General features: G+C 56.0%; 20 protein-coding genes. 4 read left to right on the plus strand and 16 right to left on the minus strand.

The features are described from left to right. Window positions 1-22: 22 nt before the first annotated feature. The 15 genes from atpA to rpmH all read right to left on the minus strand — a co-directional run bounded on the left by atpA (window position 23) and on the right by rpmH (window position 13,203). On the minus strand, window positions 23-1,567 hold the full coding sequence (atpA, locus tag AD668_RS27030; RefSeq protein ID WP_030132553.1) for a F0F1 ATP synthase subunit alpha: 1,545 nt from the start codon (window positions 1,565-1,567) through the stop codon (window positions 23-25). 21 nt (window positions 1,568-1,588) lie between these two features. Then, window positions 1,589-2,125: a F0F1 ATP synthase subunit delta gene (locus AD668_RS27035; RefSeq protein WP_008045680.1), complete on the minus strand. Its 537-nt coding sequence runs from the start codon at window positions 2,123-2,125 to the stop codon at window positions 1,589-1,591. Between the two features lie 12 nt (window positions 2,126-2,137). Then, window positions 2,138-2,608, minus strand: coding sequence for a F0F1 ATP synthase subunit B (locus AD668_RS27040; protein ID WP_007934339.1), 471 nt, complete (start codon window positions 2,606-2,608; stop codon window positions 2,138-2,140). A 58-nt stretch (window positions 2,609-2,666) separates the two neighbouring features. Next, window positions 2,667-2,924: a F0F1 ATP synthase subunit C gene (atpE, locus tag AD668_RS27045; RefSeq protein ID WP_003097235.1), complete on the minus strand. Its 258-nt coding sequence runs from the start codon at window positions 2,922-2,924 to the stop codon at window positions 2,667-2,669. A 124-nt stretch (window positions 2,925-3,048) separates the two neighbouring features. Continuing rightward, a complete protein-coding gene (gene atpB / locus AD668_RS27050) occupies window positions 3,049-3,918 on the minus strand; it encodes a F0F1 ATP synthase subunit A (protein WP_053164051.1) in 870 nt (289 codons plus the stop codon). 16 nt (window positions 3,919-3,934) lie between these two features. Next, complete coding sequence (locus AD668_RS27055; RefSeq protein ID WP_008045685.1) at window positions 3,935-4,342, minus strand: F0F1 ATP synthase subunit I; 408 nt, start codon at window positions 4,340-4,342, stop codon at window positions 3,935-3,937. 148 nt (window positions 4,343-4,490) lie between these two features. Beyond that, window positions 4,491-5,363, minus strand: coding sequence for a ParB/RepB/Spo0J family partition protein (locus AD668_RS27060; protein WP_053164053.1), 873 nt, complete (start codon window positions 5,361-5,363; stop codon window positions 4,491-4,493). Window positions 5,364-5,372: 9 nt separating this feature from the next. Beyond that, window positions 5,373-6,170, minus strand: coding sequence for a ParA family protein (locus AD668_RS27065; protein WP_053164056.1), 798 nt, complete (start codon window positions 6,168-6,170; stop codon window positions 5,373-5,375). Window positions 6,171-6,188: 18 nt separating this feature from the next. Continuing rightward, on the minus strand, window positions 6,189-6,833 hold the full coding sequence (rsmG, locus tag AD668_RS27070) for a 16S rRNA (guanine(527)-N(7))-methyltransferase RsmG (protein ID WP_053164058.1): 645 nt from the start codon (window positions 6,831-6,833) through the stop codon (window positions 6,189-6,191). Then, the gene (mnmG, locus tag AD668_RS27075) at window positions 6,830-8,728 is read right to left on the minus strand and encodes a tRNA uridine-5-carboxymethylaminomethyl(34) synthesis enzyme MnmG (RefSeq protein ID WP_053164059.1); all 1,899 of its coding nucleotides are present in this window, start codon (window positions 8,726-8,728) and stop codon (window positions 6,830-6,832) included. The genes rsmG and mnmG overlap by 4 nt, the downstream gene beginning before the upstream one ends. Before the next feature lie 552 nt (window positions 8,729-9,280). Further along, on the minus strand, window positions 9,281-10,651 hold the full coding sequence (gene mnmE, locus AD668_RS27080; RefSeq protein WP_053164061.1) for a tRNA uridine-5-carboxymethylaminomethyl(34) synthesis GTPase MnmE: 1,371 nt from the start codon (window positions 10,649-10,651) through the stop codon (window positions 9,281-9,283). 79 nt (window positions 10,652-10,730) lie between these two features. Further along, on the minus strand, window positions 10,731-12,410 hold the full coding sequence (yidC, locus tag AD668_RS27085; protein ID WP_053164063.1) for a membrane protein insertase YidC: 1,680 nt from the start codon (window positions 12,408-12,410) through the stop codon (window positions 10,731-10,733). Between the two features lie 2 nt (window positions 12,411-12,412). Then, window positions 12,413-12,658 carry a membrane protein insertion efficiency factor YidD gene (gene yidD, locus AD668_RS29275; protein WP_010207715.1) on the minus strand — a complete coding sequence of 82 codons (246 nt, stop codon included), beginning with the start codon at window positions 12,656-12,658 and terminating at the stop codon, window positions 12,413-12,415. Continuing rightward, a complete protein-coding gene (gene rnpA / locus AD668_RS27090; RefSeq protein WP_053164129.1) occupies window positions 12,651-13,052 on the minus strand; it encodes a ribonuclease P protein component in 402 nt (133 codons plus the stop codon). Before rnpA ends, yidD begins: the two co-directional genes overlap by 8 nt. A 16-nt stretch (window positions 13,053-13,068) precedes the next feature. Further along, window positions 13,069-13,203 (minus strand): 50S ribosomal protein L34, encoded by a 135-nt coding sequence (gene rpmH / locus AD668_RS29280; RefSeq protein WP_003213577.1) that lies wholly within the window; start codon window positions 13,201-13,203, stop codon window positions 13,069-13,071. 566 nt (window positions 13,204-13,769) lie between these two features. Between rpmH and dnaA the strand changes: the two genes are divergently transcribed. Genes dnaA through gyrB form a run of 4 tightly spaced genes read left to right on the plus strand, consistent with a single transcriptional unit; the run spans window position 13,770 to window position 19,980 of the window. Then, the gene (dnaA, locus tag AD668_RS27095) at window positions 13,770-15,293 is read left to right on the plus strand and encodes a chromosomal replication initiator protein DnaA (protein WP_053164066.1); all 1,524 of its coding nucleotides are present in this window, start codon (window positions 13,770-13,772) and stop codon (window positions 15,291-15,293) included. A gap of 36 nt (window positions 15,294-15,329) precedes the next feature. Continuing rightward, complete coding sequence (dnaN, locus tag AD668_RS27100; protein WP_053164067.1) at window positions 15,330-16,433, plus strand: DNA polymerase III subunit beta; 1,104 nt, start codon at window positions 15,330-15,332, stop codon at window positions 16,431-16,433. A gap of 20 nt (window positions 16,434-16,453) precedes the next feature. Next, window positions 16,454-17,557, plus strand: coding sequence for a DNA replication/repair protein RecF (gene recF / locus AD668_RS27105; RefSeq protein WP_053164069.1), 1,104 nt, complete (start codon window positions 16,454-16,456; stop codon window positions 17,555-17,557). A gap of 5 nt (window positions 17,558-17,562) precedes the next feature. After that, window positions 17,563-19,980 (plus strand): DNA topoisomerase (ATP-hydrolyzing) subunit B, encoded by a 2,418-nt coding sequence (gyrB, locus tag AD668_RS27110; protein ID WP_007948108.1) that lies wholly within the window; start codon window positions 17,563-17,565, stop codon window positions 19,978-19,980. A gap of 308 nt (window positions 19,981-20,288) precedes the next feature. Here the strand turns inward: gyrB and AD668_RS27115 are convergent, their stop codons facing one another. After that, a complete protein-coding gene (locus AD668_RS27115; protein WP_053164071.1) occupies window positions 20,289-21,068 on the minus strand; it encodes a 1-acyl-sn-glycerol-3-phosphate acyltransferase in 780 nt (259 codons plus the stop codon). Between the last annotated feature and the right edge of the window lie 38 nt (window positions 21,069-21,106).

Raw genomic sequence — 21,106 nt, forward strand, 5'->3', positions numbered from 1 at the left:
GCCTTGCGGCTCCCGCTGCGGCTTACCAGGTTTGGGTGGCCTTGAACTTCTCGATACCGGCTTTCATGCCAGCGTCGATTTCGTCATTGAAGTCACCTTTCACGTTGATCTTCGCCATCAAATCGGCGTGATCGCGGTTGAAGAAAGCAATCAGCGCTTGCTCGAAGCTGCCGATCTTGGCGATTTCAACGTCAGTCAGGAACCCACGCTCAGCGGCATACAGCGACAGCGCCATGTCAGCGATCGACATTGGTGCGTATTGCTTCTGCTTCATCAGCTCGGTAACGCGCTGACCATGCTCAAGTTGCTTACGGGTCGCTTCGTCCAGGTCAGAAGCGAACTGGGCGAATGCCGCCAGTTCACGGTACTGAGCCAGAGCGGTACGGATACCACCGGAGAGCTTCTTGATGATCTTGGTCTGAGCGGCACCACCCACACGGGATACCGAAACACCGGCGTTCACTGCAGGGCGGATGCCCGAGTTGAACATGGCCGATTCCAGGAAGATCTGACCGTCGGTGATGGAAATCACGTTGGTCGGAACGAACGCGGAAACGTCGCCAGCCTGGGTTTCGATGATCGGCAGTGCGGTCAGGGAACCGGTTTTGCCGGTCACTGCGCCGTTGGTGAACTTCTCTACGTATTCTTCCGAAACGCGGGATGCGCGCTCCAGCAGACGGGAGTGGAGATAGAACACGTCGCCTGGGTAAGCTTCACGGCCTGGTGGACGGCGCAGCAGCAGGGAAATCTGGCGGTAAGCCACTGCTTGCTTGGACAGATCGTCATAAACGATCAGCGCGTCTTCACCGCGGTCGCGGAAGAATTCACCCATGGTGCAACCGGAGTACGGTGCCAGGAATTGCAGCGCAGGAGATTCCGAAGCACTGGCAGCCACGATGATCGTGTTGGCCAGGGCGCCGTTTTCTTCCAGCTTGCGAACCACGTTGGCGATGGTCGATTGTTTCTGACCGATTGCTACGTAGACGCAGAAAATGCCGCTGTTCTTCTGGTTGATGATCGCGTCGATCGCCAGAGCGGTTTTACCGATCTGACGGTCACCGATGATCAGCTCACGCTGGCCACGGCCGACAGGGATCATGGCATCGACAGCCTTGTAGCCAGTCTGTACAGGCTGGTCTACCGACTTACGCCAGATCACGCCTGGAGCAACTTTCTCGACCGCGTCGGTCTCGGTGTTGCCCAGTGGACCTTTGCCGTCAACAGGGTTACCCAGTGCGTCGACTACGCGACCCAGCAGTTCCTTACCAACCGGAACTTCCAGGATGCGGCCGGTGCACTTGGCGCTCATGCCTTCAGCCAAAGACTGGTATGCGCCCAATACAACGGCACCTACGGAGTCTTGCTCCAGGTTGAGTGCCATACCGAAGACGCCGCCCGGAAACTCGATCATCTCGCCGTACATTACGTCGGCCAGACCGTGAATCCGCACGATACCGTCAGATACGCTGACGACAGTGCCTTCGTTACGGGCTTGGGAGGTCACATCGAGCTTGTCGATGCGGCCCTTGATAATTTCACTTATTTCGGAAGGATTGAGTTGCTGCATTGCTCTGCTGCCCCTTCAAACTCAAGATTTCAATGCTTCGGCAAGTTTCGCGATTTTGCCGCGAATCGAGCCATCGATAACCAGGTCGCCGGCGCGGATGACGACACCACCAATAAGGGCAGCGTCCTCCGCAACTTGCAGGCGCACTTCCCGGTTGAGTCGTGCACTGAGAACCTTGGCGAGTTTGTCTTGCTGTTCTTGGTTCAATGCAAAAGCACTGGTGACTTCAACGTCTACCGACTTCTCTTGCTCGGCCTTGTACAGGTCGAAAAGAGCGGCAATCTCCGGCAACAGCGGGAGACGGTCGTTTTCGGCAACGACGTGGATGAAGTTCTGTGCCTTGGCATCAAACTTGTCGCCGCACACGTCAATAAACGTGGCGGCCTTTTCTGCGCTCGTCAGTCGCGGGGCCTTGAGCACGCGCTGCATGGTGTCGTCTTCCGACACCGCTGCAGCCAGGCCGAGCATGGCTGACCAATTGGCCAGTTGCTGGTGGGCCTGAGCGTGCTCGAAGGCCGCCTTAGCGTAAGGTCGGGCCAACGTGGTCAGTTCTGCCATGATCGCCCTCGCTTAGATTTCAGCAGCCAGTTGGTTAACCAGCTCTGCGTGCGCGTTTTGATCGATTGTGGCACCCAGGATCTTCTCGGCGCCGCCGACTGCCAGCAAGCCCACTTGGGCACGCAGCGCGTCTTTGACACTGTTCAGTTCCTGTTCGATCTCGGCTTGAGCCTGAACCTTCACACGGTCAGCGTCGACACGGGCTTTTTCAACAGCCTCTTCGACAATCTGGTTACCGCGTTTCTTGGCTTGCTCGATGATTTCAGCTGCCTGAGCTTTCGCTTCGCGCAGTTGCTGACCCGCTTTCTCTTGGGCCAACTCCAGGTCGCGAGCTGCACGGCTGGCAGCGTCCAGACCATCAGCGATCTTCTTTTGACGTTCGTGCAGTGCCGCAATGACCGGAGGCCATACGAACTTCATGCAGAACAGTACAAAAATCAGGAACGCAACGGACTGGCCAATCAGGGTCGCATTAATGTTCACGCCAACACCTCGCAGTTACGTTGTCCATCACACCAAATTACCCGGAAGATCCGAGTAATTAGCCAGCGATTTGACCAACGAACGGGTTCGCAAAGGTGAAGAACAGAGCGATACCAACACCGATCATGGTTACGGCGTCGAGCAGACCGGCAACGATGAACATTTTAACTTGCAGCATTGGAACCATTTCTGGCTGACGCGCTGCGCCTTCCAGGAACTTGCCGCCCAGCAGGCCGAAACCAATTGCGGTACCCAGTGCGCCCAGGCCGATCAACAGTGCAACAGCGATAGCGGTTAGACCAACTACAGTTTCCATCTTTCCTCCCGACTTTTACGTCGTATGGTTTAGGTTTTTTAGATTAAAGCGGTAAAACAAATCGTTTCAGATAGAGCCCCTTCCCGTTTTACCGGGAAGGACATCAGACTAGTCGAGACTGGTCTTAATGGTTTTCTTCGTGTGCCATCGACAGGTAAACGATGGTCAACATCATGAAGATGAACGCCTGCAGGGTGATGATCAGGATGTGGAATACAGCCCACGCCCACTGCAGAACAACGCCCAGGCCACTAAGCCAGAGCAGACCGCTGCCGAACATCACAGCAATCAGAATGAAGACCAGCTCGCCGGCGTACATGTTGCCGAACAGACGCAGAGCCAGGGAGATCGGCTTGGCGATCAGGGTCACGAATTCCAGCAGGAAGTTCACCGGGATCAGCAGGGCCTGAACGAAGATGTTCTTGCTGCCGAACGGGTGCAGGGTCAGTTCGCCGATGAAGCCGCCGATGCCCTTGACCTTGATGCTATAGAAAATGATCAGCGCGAAGACCGAGATGGCCATGCCCAGAGTCGCGTTCGGGTCGGTAGTCGACACGGCGCGGAACGGGATGTGTGCATCGCCGGAGATCAGGATGGCCAGCTGAGGAATCCAGTCGACCGGTACCAGGTCGACGGCGTTCATCAGGAACACCCAGACGAAGATGGTCAGTGCCAGCGGTGCAATCACCGGGCTACGGCCATGGAAGCTGTCTTTCACGCTGCCATCGACGAATTCGACCAATACTTCAACGAAGTTCTGCAAAGCACCTGGCTGACCGGAGGTCGCTTTCTTCGCCGCCATGCGGAAAAGAAGAACGAAGATCAGACCCAATGCGACCGACCAGCCGAGGGTATCGACGTGGAAAGCCCAGAAGCCCATTTCCTTGGCTTCTGCTGCGGTGTGGGCAAAGCCCCAGCCGCCGGTAGGGTGCTGACCGAAGGTCAGGTTCTGCAAGTGGTGCTGGATATAGCCCGAAGCGGTTGTTTCTGCCATGGTTGCCTCAAACGCCCTAAGGTCTCGAAAGTCTTGTTCTCATCAGCAGGGGAGCGAACCAGCTGACCGACTGAGTCAGCACGAAGGCACCGAATACTGCAATCGGCGCCAGTGGCTTCACACCTGCAAACACCAGTGCAAACAGCACTGCCGTCAAAATCAGTTTGCCTGCCTCGCCGGCATAAAATGACCGGACGATGGACTGGGCTGCTCGGGCGCCGGAAAACCGAAATGCCCTGTGAGCGAAATAAACATTGGGCAGCAAGGCTATCAGGCCTCCGCAGAGTCCCGAGTACCCGGCAACGACTCCATATCGGTACCAGAGCGCCAAAGCAGCGATCAGCAACACGACAAATTGAGCCATTAACACCGGAAAAACTGCCAGACGATGGAAGGGCAAGCGGTTTGGCGTGCGGGTTTCCATCACTTTTACTCTCCAATGGTCGGCTGCCGAAATGCAATAACTTGGCATAATTTGTGCCGACAAAATGCGCGCAGAGTATAGGGGCGGTTCAGCCCCTATTCAACTGTCAGGTAGTGATTTCCGACTGCGCGCTACATGAGTAAATGTTTCAGCGAATATGTGCGAGTACACCCTGGAGCTCGTCCAAAGAGTTGTAACCAATCACCAGCTGACCTTTACCCTTCTTTCCGTGGCGAATCTGCACCGCAGAGCCTAGGCGCTCGGCCAGACGCTGTTCGAGACGGGCGATATCGGGGTCCGGTTTTGTGGGTTCAACAGGCTCCGGTTTGCCACTCAACCACTGGCGAACGAGTGCCTCAGTCTGGCGCACGGTGAGCCCGCGTGCGACAACATGTCGCGCCCCTTCAACCTGTTGATTTTCAGGTAACCCGAGCAAAGCACGGGCATGCCCCATTTCCAGGTCACCATGGGACAACATGGTCTTGATGACTTCCGGTAACGAAATCAGGCGCAACAGATTCGCCACAGTGACCCGGGACTTGCCCACTGCTTCGGCCACCTGCTGCTGTGTCAGCTGGAATTCCTGTTGCAGACGCTGCAACGCCACCGCTTCCTCGATCGGATTGAGATCTTCACGCTGGATGTTTTCAATCAGCGCGATGGCGATAGCAGTTTCGTCCGGCACATCGCGCACCATCGCCGGAATAGTTTCCTGCCCGGCCTGCTGGCTGGCACGCCAGCGGCGCTCACCGGCGATGATCTCGAAACGACCGCCACCGATCGGGCGAACCACGATCGGTTGCATAACGCCTTGCGCCTTGATCGACTGAGCCAGCTCTTCAAGTGCCTGGGGATCCATATCACGACGCGGTTGATACTTGCCGCGCTGGAGCAAGTCCAGTGGCAGGTGTTGCAGCTCACGGTGATCGGCTTGCGCCGCCTGTTCTTCCAGCGAGCTGACTGTCGGACCACTCAGCAGTGCATCCAGTCCACGTCCGAGACCTCGTTTCTTGACGGCCATGGGGATTCCTTAAGTTGCCTGAGCGGCGGCGATGCGTGAGTTTTTGCGTTGGCGGCGAACCATCTCGCCTGCCAAAGCCAGATAGGCAATGGCGCCGCGCGATGCTTTGTCATACGCGAGCGCCGGCATACCGTAGCTCGGGGCTTCGGCCAGACGAATGTTGCGTGGGATAACGGTGTCGTAGAGCTGCTCGCCGAAGTGTTCCTTGAGCTGCGCGGACACGTCGTTCATCAGGCTCAGGCGCGGGTCGTACATCGTGCGCAGCAAACCTTCGACCTTGAGGTTCGGGTTCAGCAGCTCGGCAATACGCTTGATGTTATCCACAAGGTCGCTCAAGCCTTCGAGCGCGAAGTACTCGCACTGCATGGGGATGATGACCCCGTCGGCGGCGACCAACGCGTTCAGCGTCAGCATCGACAGCGACGGAGGGCAGTCGATCAAAATGTAATCGTAGTTTTCCCGGATCGGCGCCAGCGCACTGCGCAGGCGACTTTCCTTCATCTGCATTTCCAGCAGAACCACTTCGGCCGCTGTCAGGTCTCGGTTGGCCGGCAACAGCTGGTAACCACCGTGCTCGGAGTAGTGCATGGCCTGAGCCAGATCACATTCGCCGATCAGAAGGTCGTAGACCGAGTTTTCGAGACCATGTTTATCCACACCGCTACCCATGGTGGCGTTGCCTTGTGGATCGAGATCGATCAACAGCACCCGGCGCTTGGTCGCGACCAGGGATGCTGCGAGGTTGATACAGGTGGTGGTCTTGCCCACACCACCCTTCTGGTTCGCTATCGCGAATACCTTAGCCATTCTTGCTTGTGTTCCCAATCATGCCGTGCGGCGCAGTATCAGCAAATGGCGTTGGCCTTGGCAACCGGGTACGGCCAGGGCGTGTTCGCTATCGAGGTGGAAGTCTGCCGGCAATGCTACCAGCTCATCGGCGGGATGAACGCCCTTCATTGCCAGCCAACGTGTTTCGGTGTCGCCAAGGTGGCGAGTCCAGTTGCTGAAGTTTTCCATGCTGCTGAAGGCCCGGGAAATAATCCCGTTGAATGGCAATTCAGGCTGGAAGGCTTCGACGCGACTGTGGATAACTTGCAGGTTATCGAGTTTCAGTTCGAGTTTGACCTGGGTCAGGAAGCGGGTTTTCTTGCCGTTGCTGTCCAGGCAGGTCACCTGGGACTCGGGAAACAGGATCGCCAGCGGAATGCCTGGCATGCCACCGCCACTGCCAACGTCGAGCCAGCGGCCGTTTTCGATGAACGACATCACACTCAGACTATCGAGCAAATGACGGGACACCATTTCGTCCGGATCACGCACGGCGGTGAGGTTGTAGGCCTTGTTCCATTTGATCAACAGGGCCAGATAAGCCAGCAATTGCGCATGCTGGGTTTCTGTCAGCGTGACACCAAGCTGGCGAGCACCTGTGGATAACTCTTCTGCGTGTTGCGAAGTGACCAACGAACTCAAGCGCTTTGCTCCAACTGACGGCCCGCGCCGCGTTTTTTCAAATGAATCATCAACAGCGAAATGGCTGCCGGCGTTACGCCCGGGATACGCGAGGCCTGGCCCAAAGTCTCCGGACGTGTCGCACCGAGTTTGCTCTGGATCTCTTTGGAGAGACCGGAAATATTCGTGTAATCGATATCCACAGGCAGTCTGGTGTCCTCGCTGGCGCGCAGGCGGGCGATTTCATCCTGTTGACGATCGATGTAGCCGGCGTACTTGGTCTTGATTTCGACCTGCTCGGCAACCTGTGGATCTTCTGCGCCCCCACCGGTCACGGCGATCAAACCAGCGTAGTCGATTTCCGGGCGACTCAAGAGATTGAGCAGGTTGTATTCGTGGGTCAGAGGCGTGCCGAATTTTTCGGCAATGGCATCGCCCTGTTCGGTGCCCGGGCGGACCCAGGTGCTTTTCAGGCGCTGCTCTTCCAACTCGATGCTCTCGCGTTTTTTGCAGAACGCGGCCCAGCGCACGTCATCCACCAGACCCAGTTCGCGACCTTTTTCAGTCAAGCGCAGGTCGGCGTTGTCTTCCCGCAGGATCAGACGGTACTCGGCCCGGGAGGTGAACATCCGGTACGGCTCTTGAGTACCAAGGGTGATCAGGTCGTCGACCAATACGCCGATGTACGCTTCATCGCGACGCGGGCACCAGGCGTCTTTGCCTTGGGCACGCAGTGCAGCGTTGGTCCCGGCAAGCAAACCCTGGGCACCGGCTTCTTCGTAACCGGTCGTACCGTTGATTTGCCCGGCGAAGAACAAACCGCCGATGACTTTGGTTTCCAGGCTGTACTTCAGGTCTCGCGGATCGAAGTAGTCGTACTCGATGGCGTAGCCCGGACGCACGATGTGTGCGTTTTCCATCCCGCGGATCGATTGCACGATCTGCAATTGCACGTCAAACGGCAAGCTTGTGGATATTCCGTTCGGGTACAGCTCATGGGTGGTCAAACCTTCCGGTTCGATAAACACCTGATGGCTTTCCTTGTCAGCGAAGCGATGGATCTTGTCTTCGATCGAGGGGCAATAACGCGGACCGATCCCTTCGATCTCACCGGCAGCGGAATACATCGGCGAACGATCGAGGTTCGCGGCAATGATTTCGTGAGTGCGAGCGTTGGTGTGTGTAATCCAGCAGCTGACTTGCTTCGGATGCTGCTCTTTGGACCCCATGAACGACATCACCGGGATCGGCGTATCACCCGGTTGTTCGGACATCACCGAGAAATCCACAGACCGCCCGTCGATACGCGGCGGAGTACCGGTTTTCAAACGGCCCACACGCAATGGCAGTTCACGCAGACGGTGAGCCAGCGCGATCGATGGCGGATCACCGGCGCGACCGCCGGAAAAATTCTGCAAACCGATGTGGATAAGTCCACCGAGGAACGTGCCGGTGGTCAACACCACGGAATCAGCGAAGAAACGCAGACCCATTTGCGTGACAACGCCCCGGACTTGCTCCTGCTCGACGATCAGGTCGTCTGCGGCCTGTTGAAATATCCACAGGTTCGGCTGATTTTCCAGGATCTCGCGGACAGCGGCCTTGTACAGAATACGGTCTGCCTGTGCGCGGGTTGCTCGCACAGCCGGACCTTTGCGGCTGTTCAACACGCGAAACTGGATACCGCCTTTATCGGTAGCCATGGCCATCGCGCCGCCGAGGGCGTCGATTTCCTTGACCAGGTGGCTTTTGCCGATCCCCCCGATGGCCGGATTGCAACTCATGGCACCGAGGGTTTCCACGTTATGCGTCAGCAACAGGGTTTTGACCCCCATACGTGCTGAGGCCAGTGCTGCCTCGGTACCGGCATGACCGCCGCCGATGACGATCACTTCAAAACGGGAAGGGAAATCCACCACGCACCTCGTGCCTGCTTAAGTAGGTAATTCAGGAATAGTTTGAGCTCAGGTTTTTGGACCTGGTCGACAAGTATAGGGACTTCGCACTTCCTAAAGAACCCTTTGCACAAAATTTAACCAGCTGTGGAAAAGTCGCGGTTATAGAAATTAAAAAGAAAGAAATTTATTAAATCTTTGTTTTTATGTTTATTTCTATGCGGCCTACTTTCTGTGGATAGATTGATACAGGCCTTTATTTTCAATGTGTACAGAGGTTCAAAACCCTGTGTTCATGTGCCAATGAGGCCCTTGGATAACCGGTGTAAGCCTGTGGATGAAAGGGTTGGTTATCCACAGAGCGGGTTATGTTCAGTTTTCGAGCCCTGTTATCAACCGACCTTAACTGCAGTTATTCACAGGGCTTAATCCACAGAAAAGCGCCGGAATGATCAAAATCCGGGCACATAAATGCCGCTCAAGCAAAAAGAATCCGCTCGGCACTCGGTGTTTGATCAAGAAAAGGAGAAAGCAGACAGGCTCGAATGGCCTGTCTGTGGACAACGAAGGGCGTTATTTACCGATGCAGAAGCTGGAAAAAATCCTTCCCAACAGATCATCGGAGCTGAATGCGCCGGTAATTTCCCCCAGGGCATGCTGAGCCTGTCGCAAATCCTCTGCCAGCAACTCGCCGGCACCGGCCAGAGTCAGCTGAGCGCGACCATGCTCGAGGGCGGCACTGGCATGACGCAATGCGTCCAGGTGACGCCTGCGTGCGCTGAAGCTGCTTTCCGACGTCTGTTCGTAACCCATGCAGGCCTTGAGGTGATCACGCAATAGATCAAGGCCATCACCGCCCGCCTTTGCGCTGAGGCTGATCGTCACGTGCCCGTCCTCGCTGACTTCCAGGGCGATGGCTTCGCCCGTAAGGTCTGCCTTGTTGCGGATCAGGGTGACTTTCGCGGGATCTGGACGGACTTCTAGAAACTCCGGCCACAATGCAAAAGGATCAAGTGCCTCTGGAGCGGTGGCATCGACGACCAGCAGCACTCGGTCCGCCTCACTGATCGCTTTCAATGCCCGTTCTACGCCGATTTTTTCTACATGATCATCGGTATCGCGCAGACCGGCGGTATCGACGACGTGCAACGGCATGCCATCGATGTGGATATGTTCTCGAAGTACATCCCGGGTAGTGCCCGCAATTTCTGTCACGATCGCCGCTTCGCGACCGGCCAGGGCATTGAGCAGACTGGATTTACCGGCATTCGGACGACCGGCAATCACTACCGTCATACCGTCACGCAGCAAGGCGCCCTGTCCGGCTTCACGCATCACGGTGGATAACTCGTCGCGTACTTTATCGAGCATGCTCAGGACATGGCCATCGGCAAGGAAGTCGATTTCTTCTTCGGGGAAGTCGATCGCAGCCTCGACGTAGATGCGCAGACCGATCAGTTGTTCGGTGAGGTTATGCACACGTGTCGAGAACGCTCCCTGCAGTGAGCGCAGCGCATTGCGCGCAGCCTGTGCAGAACTGGCTTCGATCAAGTCGGCGATGGCTTCGGCCTGGGCAAGGTCGAGCTTGTCATTCAGGAAGGCTCGCTCACTGAATTCACCGGGCCGGGCCAGACGGCAACCCAATTCCAGGCAACGCTTGAGCAACATATCGAGAACAATCGGGCCGCCATGGCCCTGAAGTTCCAGCACATCTTCGCCAGTGAACGAGTTCGGTCCCGGAAAATACAGCGCGATGCCCTGGTCAAGCACCTCGTCGTTTTCACTGAGAAAAGGGCCGTAATGGGCGTATCGCGGCTTGAGTTCGCGACCACTGAAGGCCTTGGCCGCTACGCTGGCCAACGGCCCGGAAATTCGGACGATGCCGACACCACCACGACCTTGGGCAGTCGCGACAGCGGCGATGGTTTCACGAGGAACGCTCATAAACCGGTATCCAGACAAAAGTGACAGATAGCAAAACGCCCCACTAGGGGGCGTTTTGAGTGGTTATCCACAGTGTAAATCAGGCAGCTGCTTTAGCGGCTGCTTCGATTTTACGTGTGATGTACCACTGTTGGGCAATCGACAGGCAGTTGTTCACTACCCAGTACAGCACCAGACCAGCCGGGAACCACAGGAAGAAGAAGGTGAAGATGATTGGCATCAGCTTCATCACCTTGGCCTGCATCGGATCCGGTGGAGTCGGGTTCAGCTGCTGCTGGATGAACATGGTTGCACCCATGATGATCGGCAGAATGAAGAACGGATCCTTGATCGACAGGTCAGTAATCCACAGCATGAACGGCGCTTGGCGCATTTCAACGCTTTCCAGCAGAACCCAGTACAGCGAGAGGAAAACCGGCATCTGCACGAGGATTGGCAAGCAGCCACCCAGCGGATTGATCTTCTCTTTTTTGTACAGCTCCATCATGGCCTGCGACATTTTCTGCCGGTCATCGCCATGTTGCTCTTTCAGCGCGGCCAGTTTCGGTGCTACTGCACGCATGCGCGCCATGGATTTGTAGCTGGCAGCCGACAGCGGGAAGAAAATCCCTTTGATCAGCATGGTCAGGAAGATGATCGACCAGCCCCAGTTACCCACAATGGCGTGGATATGTTGCAGCAACCAGAAGATCGGTTGAGCGATGAACCAGAGAATGCCGTAGTCGACAGTCAGCTCAAGGCCTGGGGACAACTCTTTTAGCACAGCCTGGCTTTTTGGACCGGCATAAAGAACAGCGCTGGTTTCAGCCTTGGCACCCGGTGCAACGGTCAAAGAAGGACCGGTGTAACCGATGATGTAGTTGCCTTTGCTGTCTTTACGGGTCTGGACGACGTTGTTATCGCCTTTGGCCGGAATCCACGCGGTGACGAAGTAGTGTTGCAACCAGGCAACCCACCCGCCAGTAACGGTTTCTTTCAACGGGGCCTTGTCCATGTCCTTCATGGACACTTTCTTGTACGGCTCCGAACTTGTCCATAGGGCAGCGCCCAGGTAAGTGGCGGTGCCAGTGGCGGTGGTCGAAGATGGATCGGCGCTGGCATCACGCTTGAGTTGCGCGAACATTGCACCGGACCAGGGCTGAGCGCTCTGGTTGTCGACCAGATAGGAGACGGTTACGTCATACAGGCCACGTTTCAGGGTGAAACGTTTGATGTAGTTGACGCCGTCCTTGCTGAACTTCAGGTCCACGACCAATTGGTCTTGACCGTCAGCCAGTTGATAAACCTTCTTCTCCGAGGAATAAACCGGACGACCGGCCGGGTTTGCATCCGGACCATTGGTGCCGATCAGACCGCTTTGTGCCAGATAAGTACGTTCGCTGCCATTATCGAACAGCTGGAACGGAATTTCCGGATGATCCTGGCGACGCGGGTAAAGCGGCAGCATCAGCTGGGCAACATCACCACCCTGTGGGTCGATAGCGAGTTCCAGTACATCCGTTTTGATCTGGATGAGGTCCTTGCTGGCGGCCACCGGCGTTTCGGCAGGTGCGCTGGTATCACTTGCGGCACGCGGAATGTCGTCACTGGCGGAAGCGTTATTGCCAGTGGCGGTGTCCGGCAAACCGGATGTAGTCGTACTGGAAGCAACATTCTGAGTCGGCAGGGCAGCCTGGCCATAGTCCTGGTTCCATTTAAGAACCATAACGTAGGACACGATTGCCAGGGCGACGATCAGGATCGTGCGTTTGATATCCATGATTACTCGGCCATCGAAGAAGAACGGGAGGTAGGGATAGGTGGAACCGGGTCATAACCACCGGGATTCCACGGATGACAGCGACCTAAACGACGAAAGGTCAGCCAGCCACCGCGCAGAAGGCCATGATTTTCAATGGCTTCCAACGCGTAGCAGGAACAACTGGGGTAGAAGCGACAGTGACTGGCCATCAGGGGACTAATGGCATAGCGATAAAACTGGATCGGAACGAGTGCCAGTTTACGCATCTGGACTGTCTACCCCTACAGTTTCGGTTTTGACTGCTGGTACCGGCGTGGTGCGAGCCAGACGCTTCCAGAGTTTGCCGAAATGCTGAATCAATTCGGGGTTTTCTACGTCACCCAAACCTTTGCGCGCGACGATAACTATGTCCCATCCAACCAGTGAGTCCTGGTTCAGGCGAAACGATTCGCGCATCAGACGTTTGAGGCGATTGCGCTCGACGGAGAGCTTTACGCTCTTTTTCCCGATAACCAGCCCGAGACGGGGGTGATCAAGATCGTTGTTGCGCGCAAGGAGCAGGAGATTTTTCCCCGGAACCTTGCCGGTAGGGGAGTCAAAGACTGCCTTGAAATGCCGGGGGGTAAGCAGGCGCTTTTCCCGACTGAAGTCCTGACTCACCTCCAGTGCCGGCTTATCAAACTGCCAGACGCGCACGACCTTTGGCGCGACGACGCGACAGAACGGCACGACCGTTCTTGGTAGCCATGCGAGCACGGAAACCGTGGGTACGAGCGCGTTTGATAGTGCTTGGTTGGAAAGTACGTTTCATTGTCGTGTTACCTGGTTCGTCCACAACGGGCCGGAATGGCCCCCGTTTTAAGAGACCGGGGATTCTAGAGAAAGCAAGCCTCTAGGTCAATTTCCAACCAACGTTTCCCTATAAATAGATCTCCAGCGGTTTTTCAGCGTTTGCCCGTGACGTAGATATAAAAATAAGAAAGGAAAGTATTTAAAGCTTTTCTGTAAAGCTTATAAAAGCTAGGCACCCCATCTGCTGTGGATAACTCATTCAAAGCCTTGTTATCCATGATGTACAGAGAATGACAACTACAGTGGAAAACAGTGTTCAGCCTGTGCTGCGCTGTCGGATAACCTGTGTGTGAAACGGGCTGTTATCCACAGGCTGGTTATCCACCGAGTTTCGCCCCCACTTGTGCAAAGATCTTAAGCCTGGTTATCCACAGGGCTTATGCACAGACCATTGGTCGTCTTTTTTGAGCAGGGAGCACTGACTCTTCCTTTATGAGGAGCCACCTTCATGTGGATAAGTCGGCGTCTGGTCGCTACAATGGCCGCTTGTTTTTGCCTCACCGGCTTTCAACTTAGGGGATATCCGTGTCAGTGGAACTTTGGCAGCAGTGCGTGGAGCTTTTGCGCGAAGAGCTGCCTGCCCAACAATTCAACACTTGGATCCGTCCACTACAGGTCGAAGCCGAAGGCGACGAGTTGCGTGTCTACGCACCGAATCGCTTCGTGCTGGACTGGGTCAACGAAAAGTACCTGGGTCGTGTCCTTGAACTGCTTGATGAGCACGGCAACGGCATGGCGCCAGTGCTTTCCTTATTAATAGGCAGTAAACGCAGTTCTGCACCTCGCGCAGCGCCCAATGCTCCACTGGCTGCTGCTGCTTCACAGGCGCAGGCTGCCCAGGTATCCGCCAATTCGCCGACACCTGCACCTACTGCTGCGACGAAGCGTGCGCCCGCTCAGAAAGTCGTTGAGGTCACCGAGGAAGAACCTTCCCGTGACAGCTTTGACCCGATGGCTGGTGCCAGCTCGCAACAGGCCCCGGTCCGTTCGGAACAGCGAACTGTGCAGGTGGAAGGAGCGCTCAAGCACACCAGCTATCTGAACCGCACCTTTACCTTTGAAAACTTCGTTGAAGGCAAGTCCAACCAACTGGCCCGGGCAGCAGCCTGGCAGGTGGCAGACAACCCTAAGCATGGCTACAACCCGCTCTTCCTTTATGGCGGCGTCGGCTTGGGTAAAACCCACTTGATGCATGCTGTGGGTAACCACCTGTTAAAGAAGAACCCGAACGCGAAGGTTGTTTACCTGCACTCCGAGCGTTTCGTCGCGGACATGGTCAAGGCCCTGCAACTGAACGCAATCAACGAGTTCAAGCGCTTCTACCGTTCGGTGGATGCCTTGCTCATCGATGACATTCAGTTTTTCGCTCGTAAGGAGCGTTCCCAGGAAGAGTTTTTCCACACCTTCAACGCCCTGCTTGAAGGTGGTCAGCAGGTCATTCTCACCAGTGACCGCTACCCGAAAGAAATCGAAGGCCTTGAAGAGCGCCTGAAATCCCGCTTCGGCTGGGGGCTGACGGTCGCTGTCGAGCCGCCGGAGCTGGAAACCCGCGTAGCAATTCTGATGAAGAAGGCCGACCAGGCCAAAGTCGAACTGCCTCACGACGCCGCGTTCTTCATTGCCCAGCGCATTCGTTCCAACGTACGTGAACTGGAAGGCGCGCTGAAACGGGTGATCGCCCACTCGCACTTCATGGGTCGCGACATCACCATCGAGTTGATCCGCGAATCTCTGAAGGACCTCTTGGCCCTACAAGATAAACTGGTCTCTGTGGATAACATTCAGCGCACCGTCGCCGAGTACTACAAGATCAAGATCTCCGACTTGCTGTCCAAGCGCCGTTCGCGTTCGGTCGCCCGTCCGCGTCAGGTCGCCATGGCGTTGTCCAAGGAACTCACCAACCACAGCCTGCCGGAAATTGGCGATGTGTTTGGCGGACGAGACCACACGACGGTTTTGCACGCCTGCCGCAAGATCAACGAACTTAAGGAATCCGACGCGGACATCCGCGAGGACTACAAGAACCTGCTGCGCACGCTGACCACTTGATGACCAGCGCAGCTTATTAAGGCAAGGGACTAGACCATGCATTTCACCATTCAACGCGAAGCCCTGTTGAAACCCCTGCAACTGGTCGCAGGCGTCGTCGAACGCCGACAGACCTTGCCGGTGCTCTCAAACGTGCTGCTGGTTGTCGAAGGCCAGCAATTGTCGCTGACCGGTACCGACCTGGAAGTCGAGCTGGTCGGTCGTGTTCAACTCGAAGAACCCGCAGATCCTGGCTCCATCACCGTGCCTGCGCGCAAGCTGATGGACATCTGCAAGAGCCTGCCTAACGATGCGCTGATCGACATCAAGGTCGATGAGCAAAAGCTTGTGGTGAAAGCCGGCCGTAGCCGTTTCACCCTGTCGACCCTGCCGGCAAATGATTTCCCAACGGTAGAAGAAGGCCCTGGTTCGCTGACGTGCAGTCTTGAGCAAAGCAAACTGCGCCGTCTGATCGAACGCACCAGCTTCGCCATGGCCCAGCAGGATGTGCGTTACTACCTCAATGGCATGCTGCTGGAAGTTTCCGCTGGCGTGATCCGCGCGGTGGCCACCGACGGTCACCGTCTGGCCATGTGCTCGATGCAGGCGGATATCGGTCAGCCGGATCGTCACCAGGTCATCGTGCCGCGCAAGGGTATCCTCGAACTGGCGCGTCTGCTCACCGAGCCGGATGGCAACGTCAGCATCGTGCTGGGCCAGCATCATATCCGCGCCACCACTGGCGAATTCACCTTCACCTCGAAACTGGTTGACGGTAAATTCCCAGACTATGAGCGCGTTCTGCCGAAGGGCGGTGACAAGCTGGTTCTCGGCGATAGACAAGCACTGCGTGAAGCCTTCAGCCGGACCGCGATTCTGTCCAACGAGAAGTACCGCGGTATCCGTCTGCAACTGGCGGCGGGTCAGTTGAAAATCCAGGCGAACAACCCGGAACAGGAAGAGGCCGAAGAAGAAGTGGGCGTTGAATACAACGGCGGTTCCCTTGAGATCGGTTTCAACGTGAGCTATCTGCTCGACGTATTGGGCGTGATGACCACTGAGCAGGTTCGTCTGATCCTGTCCGACTCCAACAGCAGTGCGCTGGTGCAAGAGTCCGACAATGACGATTCGGCCTACGTCGTCATGCCGATGCGTCTGTAACCATGTTCAGCGAAAGCTAGATGTCATTAAGTCGCGTCTCGGTCACCGCGGTGCGCAATCTGCACCCGGTGACCATCTCCCCCTCCCCCCGAATCAATATTCTTTACGGCGCCAACGGCAGCGGCAAAACCAGTGTCCTGGAAGCCATACACCTGCTGGGGCTTGCCCGTTCGTTTCGTAGCACTCGTTTATTGCCGGTCATTCAGTACGAACAGTTGGCGTGCACGGTATTTGGGCAGGTCGAACTCGCCGAGGGTGGACAGAGTGCCTTGGGGATCTCGCGGGACCGTCAGGGCGAGTTTCAAATCCGCATCGACGGGCAGAATGCTCGGAGCGCCGCACAACTGGCCGAGATCCTGCCTCTACAACTGATCAACCCTGACAGCTTCCGCTTGCTCGAAGGTGCGCCGAAGATTCGCCGCCAGTTTCTCGATTGGGGTGTGTTCCACGTGGAACCCCGCTTCATGTCCACATGGCAGCGCTTGCAGAAGGCCCTGCGCCAGAGAAACTCTTGGCTGCGGCATGGTACACTTGACGCCGTTTCGCAAGCGGTTTGGGATAGGGAACTGTGTCAGGCCAGCGCTGAAATCGATGAATACCGTCGCGCTTATATCAAAGCCTTGAAACCAGTCTTTGAACAAACCCTGAGCGAGTTGGTTGAGCTTGAGGGCCTAACGCTCAGCTATTACCGGGGTTGGGACAAGGACCGAGAGCTGAGCGCTGTGCTCGCCGGTTCCCTGCAACGGGATCAGCAAATGGGTCATACCCAAGCCGGCCCACAACGTGCTGATTTGCGCCTTAGATTAGGCGCACACAATGCCGCGGACATCTTGTCCCGAGGCCAGCAGAAGTTGGTGGTCTGTGCATTGCGGATTGCTCAAGGGCACTTGGTTAGCCAAGCCCGTCGCGGGCAGTGTATTTATCTGGTGGATGACTTGCCGTCCGAATTGGACGAGCACCACCGTCGCGCCCTTTGCCGCTTGCTGGAAGACTTACGCTGCCAGGTATTTATCACCTGTGTAGATCACGAATTATTGAGGGAAGGCTGGCAGACGGAAACGCCAGTCGCCCTGTTCCACGTGGAACAGGGCCGTATCACCCAGACCCACGACCATCGGGAGTGAAGGCATTGAGCGAAGAAAATACGTACGACTCAACGAGCATTAAAGTGCTGAAAGGCCTGGATGCCGTACGCAAACGTCCCGGTATGTATATTGGCGACACCGATGATGGCAGCGGTCTGCACCACATGGTGTTCGAGGTGGTCGATAACTCGATCGACGAAGCGCTCGCCGGCCATTGCGACGACATCAGCATCATCATCCACCCGGATGAGTCCATCACCGTTCGTGACAACGGCCGTGGCATCCCGGTAGACGTTCATAAAGAAGAAGGCGTTTCGGCAGCCGAGGTCATCATGACTGTGCTGCACGCCGGCGGTAAGTTCGACGACAACTCCTATAAAGTCTCCGGCGGCCTGCACGGTGTAGGTGTGTCGGTAGTGAACGCACTGTCCAAAGAACTGATCCTGACTGTTCGCCGTAGCGGCAAGATCTGGGAACAAACATACGTCCACGGTGTTCCGCAAGAGCCGATGAAAATCGTTGGCGAGAGCGAAACCACAGGCACTCAGATTCACTTCAAGCCTTCGGCTGAAACCTTCAAGAACATCCACTTCAGCTGGGACATCCTGGCCAAGCGGATTCGTGAATTGTCCTTCCTTAACTCCGGTGTCGGCATCGTCCTGAAGGATGAACGCAGCGGCAAGGAAGAGCTGTTCAAGTATGAAGGCGGCCTCCGTGCGTTTGTTGAATACCTGAACACCAACAAGACAGCGGTCAACCAGGTGTTCCACTTCAACATTCAGCGTGAAGACGGCATCGGCGTGGAAATCGCCTTGCAGTGGAACGACAGCTTCAACGAGAACCTGTTGTGCTTCACCAACAACATTCCGCAGCGCGATGGCGGTACTCACCTGGTGGGTTTCCGTTCCGCTCTGACGCGTAACCTGAACACCTACATCGAAGCCGAAGGTCTGGCGAAGAAACACAAAGTCGCGACCACCGGTGACGATGCCCGCGAAGGCTTGACCGCGATCATTTCGGTGAAAGTACCGGATCCGAAGTTCAGCTCCCAGACCAAAGACAAGCTTGTGTCTTCCGAAGTGAAGACCGCGGTTGAACAGGAAATGGGTAAGTACTTCTCCGACTTCCTGCTGGAAAACCCGAACGAAGCCAAACTGGTCGTTGGCAAGATGATCGATGCGGCACGTGCGCGTGAAGCCGCGCGCAAAGCCCGTGAGATGACACGTCGTAAAGGCGCACTGGATATCGCTGGCCTGCCGGGCAAACTGGCTGACTGCCAGGAAAAAGACCCTGCCCTGTCCGAACTGTACCTCGTGGAAGGTGACTCTGCTGGCGGTTCCGCCAAGCAGGGACGTAACCGTCGCACCCAGGCCATCCTGCCGCTCAAGGGCAAGATTCTCAACGTCGAGAAGGCGCGCTTCGACAAGATGATCTCTTCGCAGGAAGTGGGCACTTTGATCACCGCGCTGGGTTGTGGCATCGGCCGTGACGAGTACAACATCGACAAGTTGCGCTATCACAACATCATCATCATGACCGATGCTGACGTCGACGGTTCGCACATCCGTACCCTGCTGCTGACCTTCTTCTTCCGTCAGTTGCCGGAGCTGATTGAGCGTGGCTACATCTACATCGCTCAGCCGCCGTTGTACAAAGTGAAGAAAGGCAAGCAAGAGCAATACATCAAAGACGACGACGCCATGGAAGAGTACATGACGCAGTCGGCTCTGGAAGATGCAAGCCTGCACCTGAACGAAGAAGCCCCTGGCATCTCCGGTGAAGCGCTTGAGCGCCTGGTGAATGACTTCCGTCTGGTGATGAAGACCCTCAAGCGACTCTCGCGCCTGTACCCTCAGGAGTTGACCGAGCACTTCATCTACCTGCCAGCGGTGAGCATGGATCAGCTGTCTGATCATGCAGCGATGCAGGATTGGCTGGCTCAATACGAAGTTCGCTTGCGCACTGTCGAGAAGTCCGGTCTGGTGTACAAAGCCAGCCTTCGTGAAGACCGTGAACGTAACGTCTGGCTGCCTGAGGTCGAACTGATCTCCCACGGCCTGTCGAACTACGTCACCTTCAACCGCGACTTCTTTGGCAGCAACGACTATAAAACGGTCGTTTCCCTGGGTGCTCAGCTGAGCACCCTGCTCGACGATGGCGCGTACATCCAGCGTGGCGAGCGCAAGAAGCCGGTCACCGAGTTCAAGGAAGCCCTTGAATGGCTGATGGCTGAAAGCACCAAGCGTCACACCATCCAGCGATACAAAGGTCTGGGCGAGATGAACCCGGATCAGCTGTGGGAAACCACCATGGACCCAGCACAGCGCCGGATGCTCAAAGTGACCATCGAAGACGCCATTGGCGCGGACCAGATCTTCAACACTCTGATGGGTGATGCGGTCGAACCTCGCCGTGACTTCATCGAAAGCAACGCCCTGGCGGTTTCCAACCTGGACTTCTGATCCGGGTCGGCACCAACGAAAAGGCCAATGCATTTGCGTTGGCCTTTTTTTATGCCTGCATTTTTTCGCCAATGGGCCTCGAATAGTTTCGTGGCAGCGTTGATTTACGAGCCCTGTGTAAGACCGAATTGTTACCGTCGTTCGGGCATAAAAAAACCGGCTATATCAGCCGGTTTTTTTGCGTCCGAAAAAAACTTATGCACGGATTCATCGTTTTTTTAGTTTTATAAAATATGTAATGAAAACATGCAGTTAAAACTAATAAGTAACCATTTTCAAAGAAACGGTGCACAGGTTATCCACAAATCTCAGACAGCCAACGAGTCGTTAGGGGACGGCGCTTGTGAGACCGGCGGAAGCGATCCCATTTCCCGCTGCATTTGCTCGTTCCAGGCTTGAACACGGTCGTTCAATTCGGCAATCGCTCGCGGGCCGCTACCTTCGGCGTACATCGGAACGCCGATGATTACGGTGATCACCCCCGGCTTCTTGGCCCAACCGGTTTTCGGCCAGAATTTTCCGGCATTGTGTGCTATCGGCAGTACGGGAAGATTGGCATTGACCGCCAATGCGGTGCCACCCCGGGAGAATTTACCGATAGTGCCGAAAGGAACGCGTGTGCCTTCAGGGAAAATCAGTACCCAGACGTTGTCTTTGAGCAGTTCATCGCCCTTCTTCGCCACATGTTTGAGTGCGGCTTTCGGGTTGTCGCGGTCGATGGCGATCGGCCGTAGCATCGCCATGGCCCATCCAAAGAAGGGCACGTAGAGCAATTCACGCTTGAGCACTTGGCTTAACGGTGAGAAGTAGGCGGAAAGAAAAAACGTTTCCCACGTGCTCTGGTGGTTCGACTGAATTACGCAGGGCTGTTCAGGGACATTCTCGGCGCCTTTGATTTCGTAGCGGATGCCCAGAAAGACTTTGCTCAGCCACAGTGCGCACCGGCACCAATACACGTTGATGAAGCGATAACGCGCCTTGAAAGGCAGAAAAGGCGCAATAAAGAAACTCAGGCTGCACCACAGCAAAGAGCTGGTGCCCAGCAGCAGGTAAAAGAGGAAGGTTCTGATCGCCTGCAATATCGACATGGTGACGGTTACCGTTGCGGGAATTGCCCGCCTGTATA

The organism is Pseudomonas sp. P1.8 (genome assembly GCF_001269805.1).
Lineage (GTDB): Bacteria > Pseudomonadota > Gammaproteobacteria > Pseudomonadales > Pseudomonadaceae > Aquipseudomonas.

What these genes read in the sequence shown, in the direction of transcription:
- atpA (WP_030132553.1), bottom strand. Translation starts at nt 1,567, where the DNA reads ATGCAGCAACTCAATCCTTCCGAAATAAGTGAAATTATCAAGGGCCGC.
- AD668_RS27035 (WP_008045680.1), bottom strand. Translation starts at nt 2,125, where the DNA reads ATGGCAGAACTGACCACGTTGGCCCGACCTTACGCTAAGGCGGCCTTC.
- atpE (WP_003097235.1), bottom strand. Translation starts at nt 2,924, where the DNA reads ATGGAAACTGTAGTTGGTCTAACCGCTATCGCTGTTGCACTGTTGATC.
- atpB (WP_053164051.1), bottom strand. Translation starts at nt 3,918, where the DNA reads ATGGCAGAAACAACCGCTTCGGGCTATATCCAGCACCACTTGCAGAAC.
- AD668_RS27055 (WP_008045685.1), bottom strand. Translation starts at nt 4,342, where the DNA reads ATGGAAACCCGCACGCCAAACCGCTTGCCCTTCCATCGTCTGGCAGTT.
- AD668_RS27060 (WP_053164053.1), bottom strand. Translation starts at nt 5,363, where the DNA reads ATGGCCGTCAAGAAACGAGGTCTCGGACGTGGACTGGATGCACTGCTG.
- AD668_RS27065 (WP_053164056.1), bottom strand. Translation starts at nt 6,170, where the DNA reads ATGGCTAAGGTATTCGCGATAGCGAACCAGAAGGGTGGTGTGGGCAAG.
- mnmE (WP_053164061.1), bottom strand. Translation starts at nt 10,651, where the DNA reads ATGAGCGTTCCTCGTGAAACCATCGCCGCTGTCGCGACTGCCCAAGGT.
- yidC (WP_053164063.1), bottom strand. Translation starts at nt 12,410, where the DNA reads ATGGATATCAAACGCACGATCCTGATCGTCGCCCTGGCAATCGTGTCC.
- yidD (WP_010207715.1), bottom strand. Translation starts at nt 12,658, where the DNA reads ATGCGTAAACTGGCACTCGTTCCGATCCAGTTTTATCGCTATGCCATT.
- rpmH (WP_003213577.1), bottom strand. Translation starts at nt 13,203, where the DNA reads ATGAAACGTACTTTCCAACCAAGCACTATCAAACGCGCTCGTACCCAC.
- dnaN (WP_053164067.1), top strand. Translation starts at nt 15,330, where the DNA reads ATGCATTTCACCATTCAACGCGAAGCCCTGTTGAAACCCCTGCAACTG.
- recF (WP_053164069.1), top strand. Translation starts at nt 16,454, where the DNA reads ATGTCATTAAGTCGCGTCTCGGTCACCGCGGTGCGCAATCTGCACCCG.
- AD668_RS27115 (WP_053164071.1), bottom strand. Translation starts at nt 21,068, where the DNA reads ATGTCGATATTGCAGGCGATCAGAACCTTCCTCTTTTACCTGCTGCTG.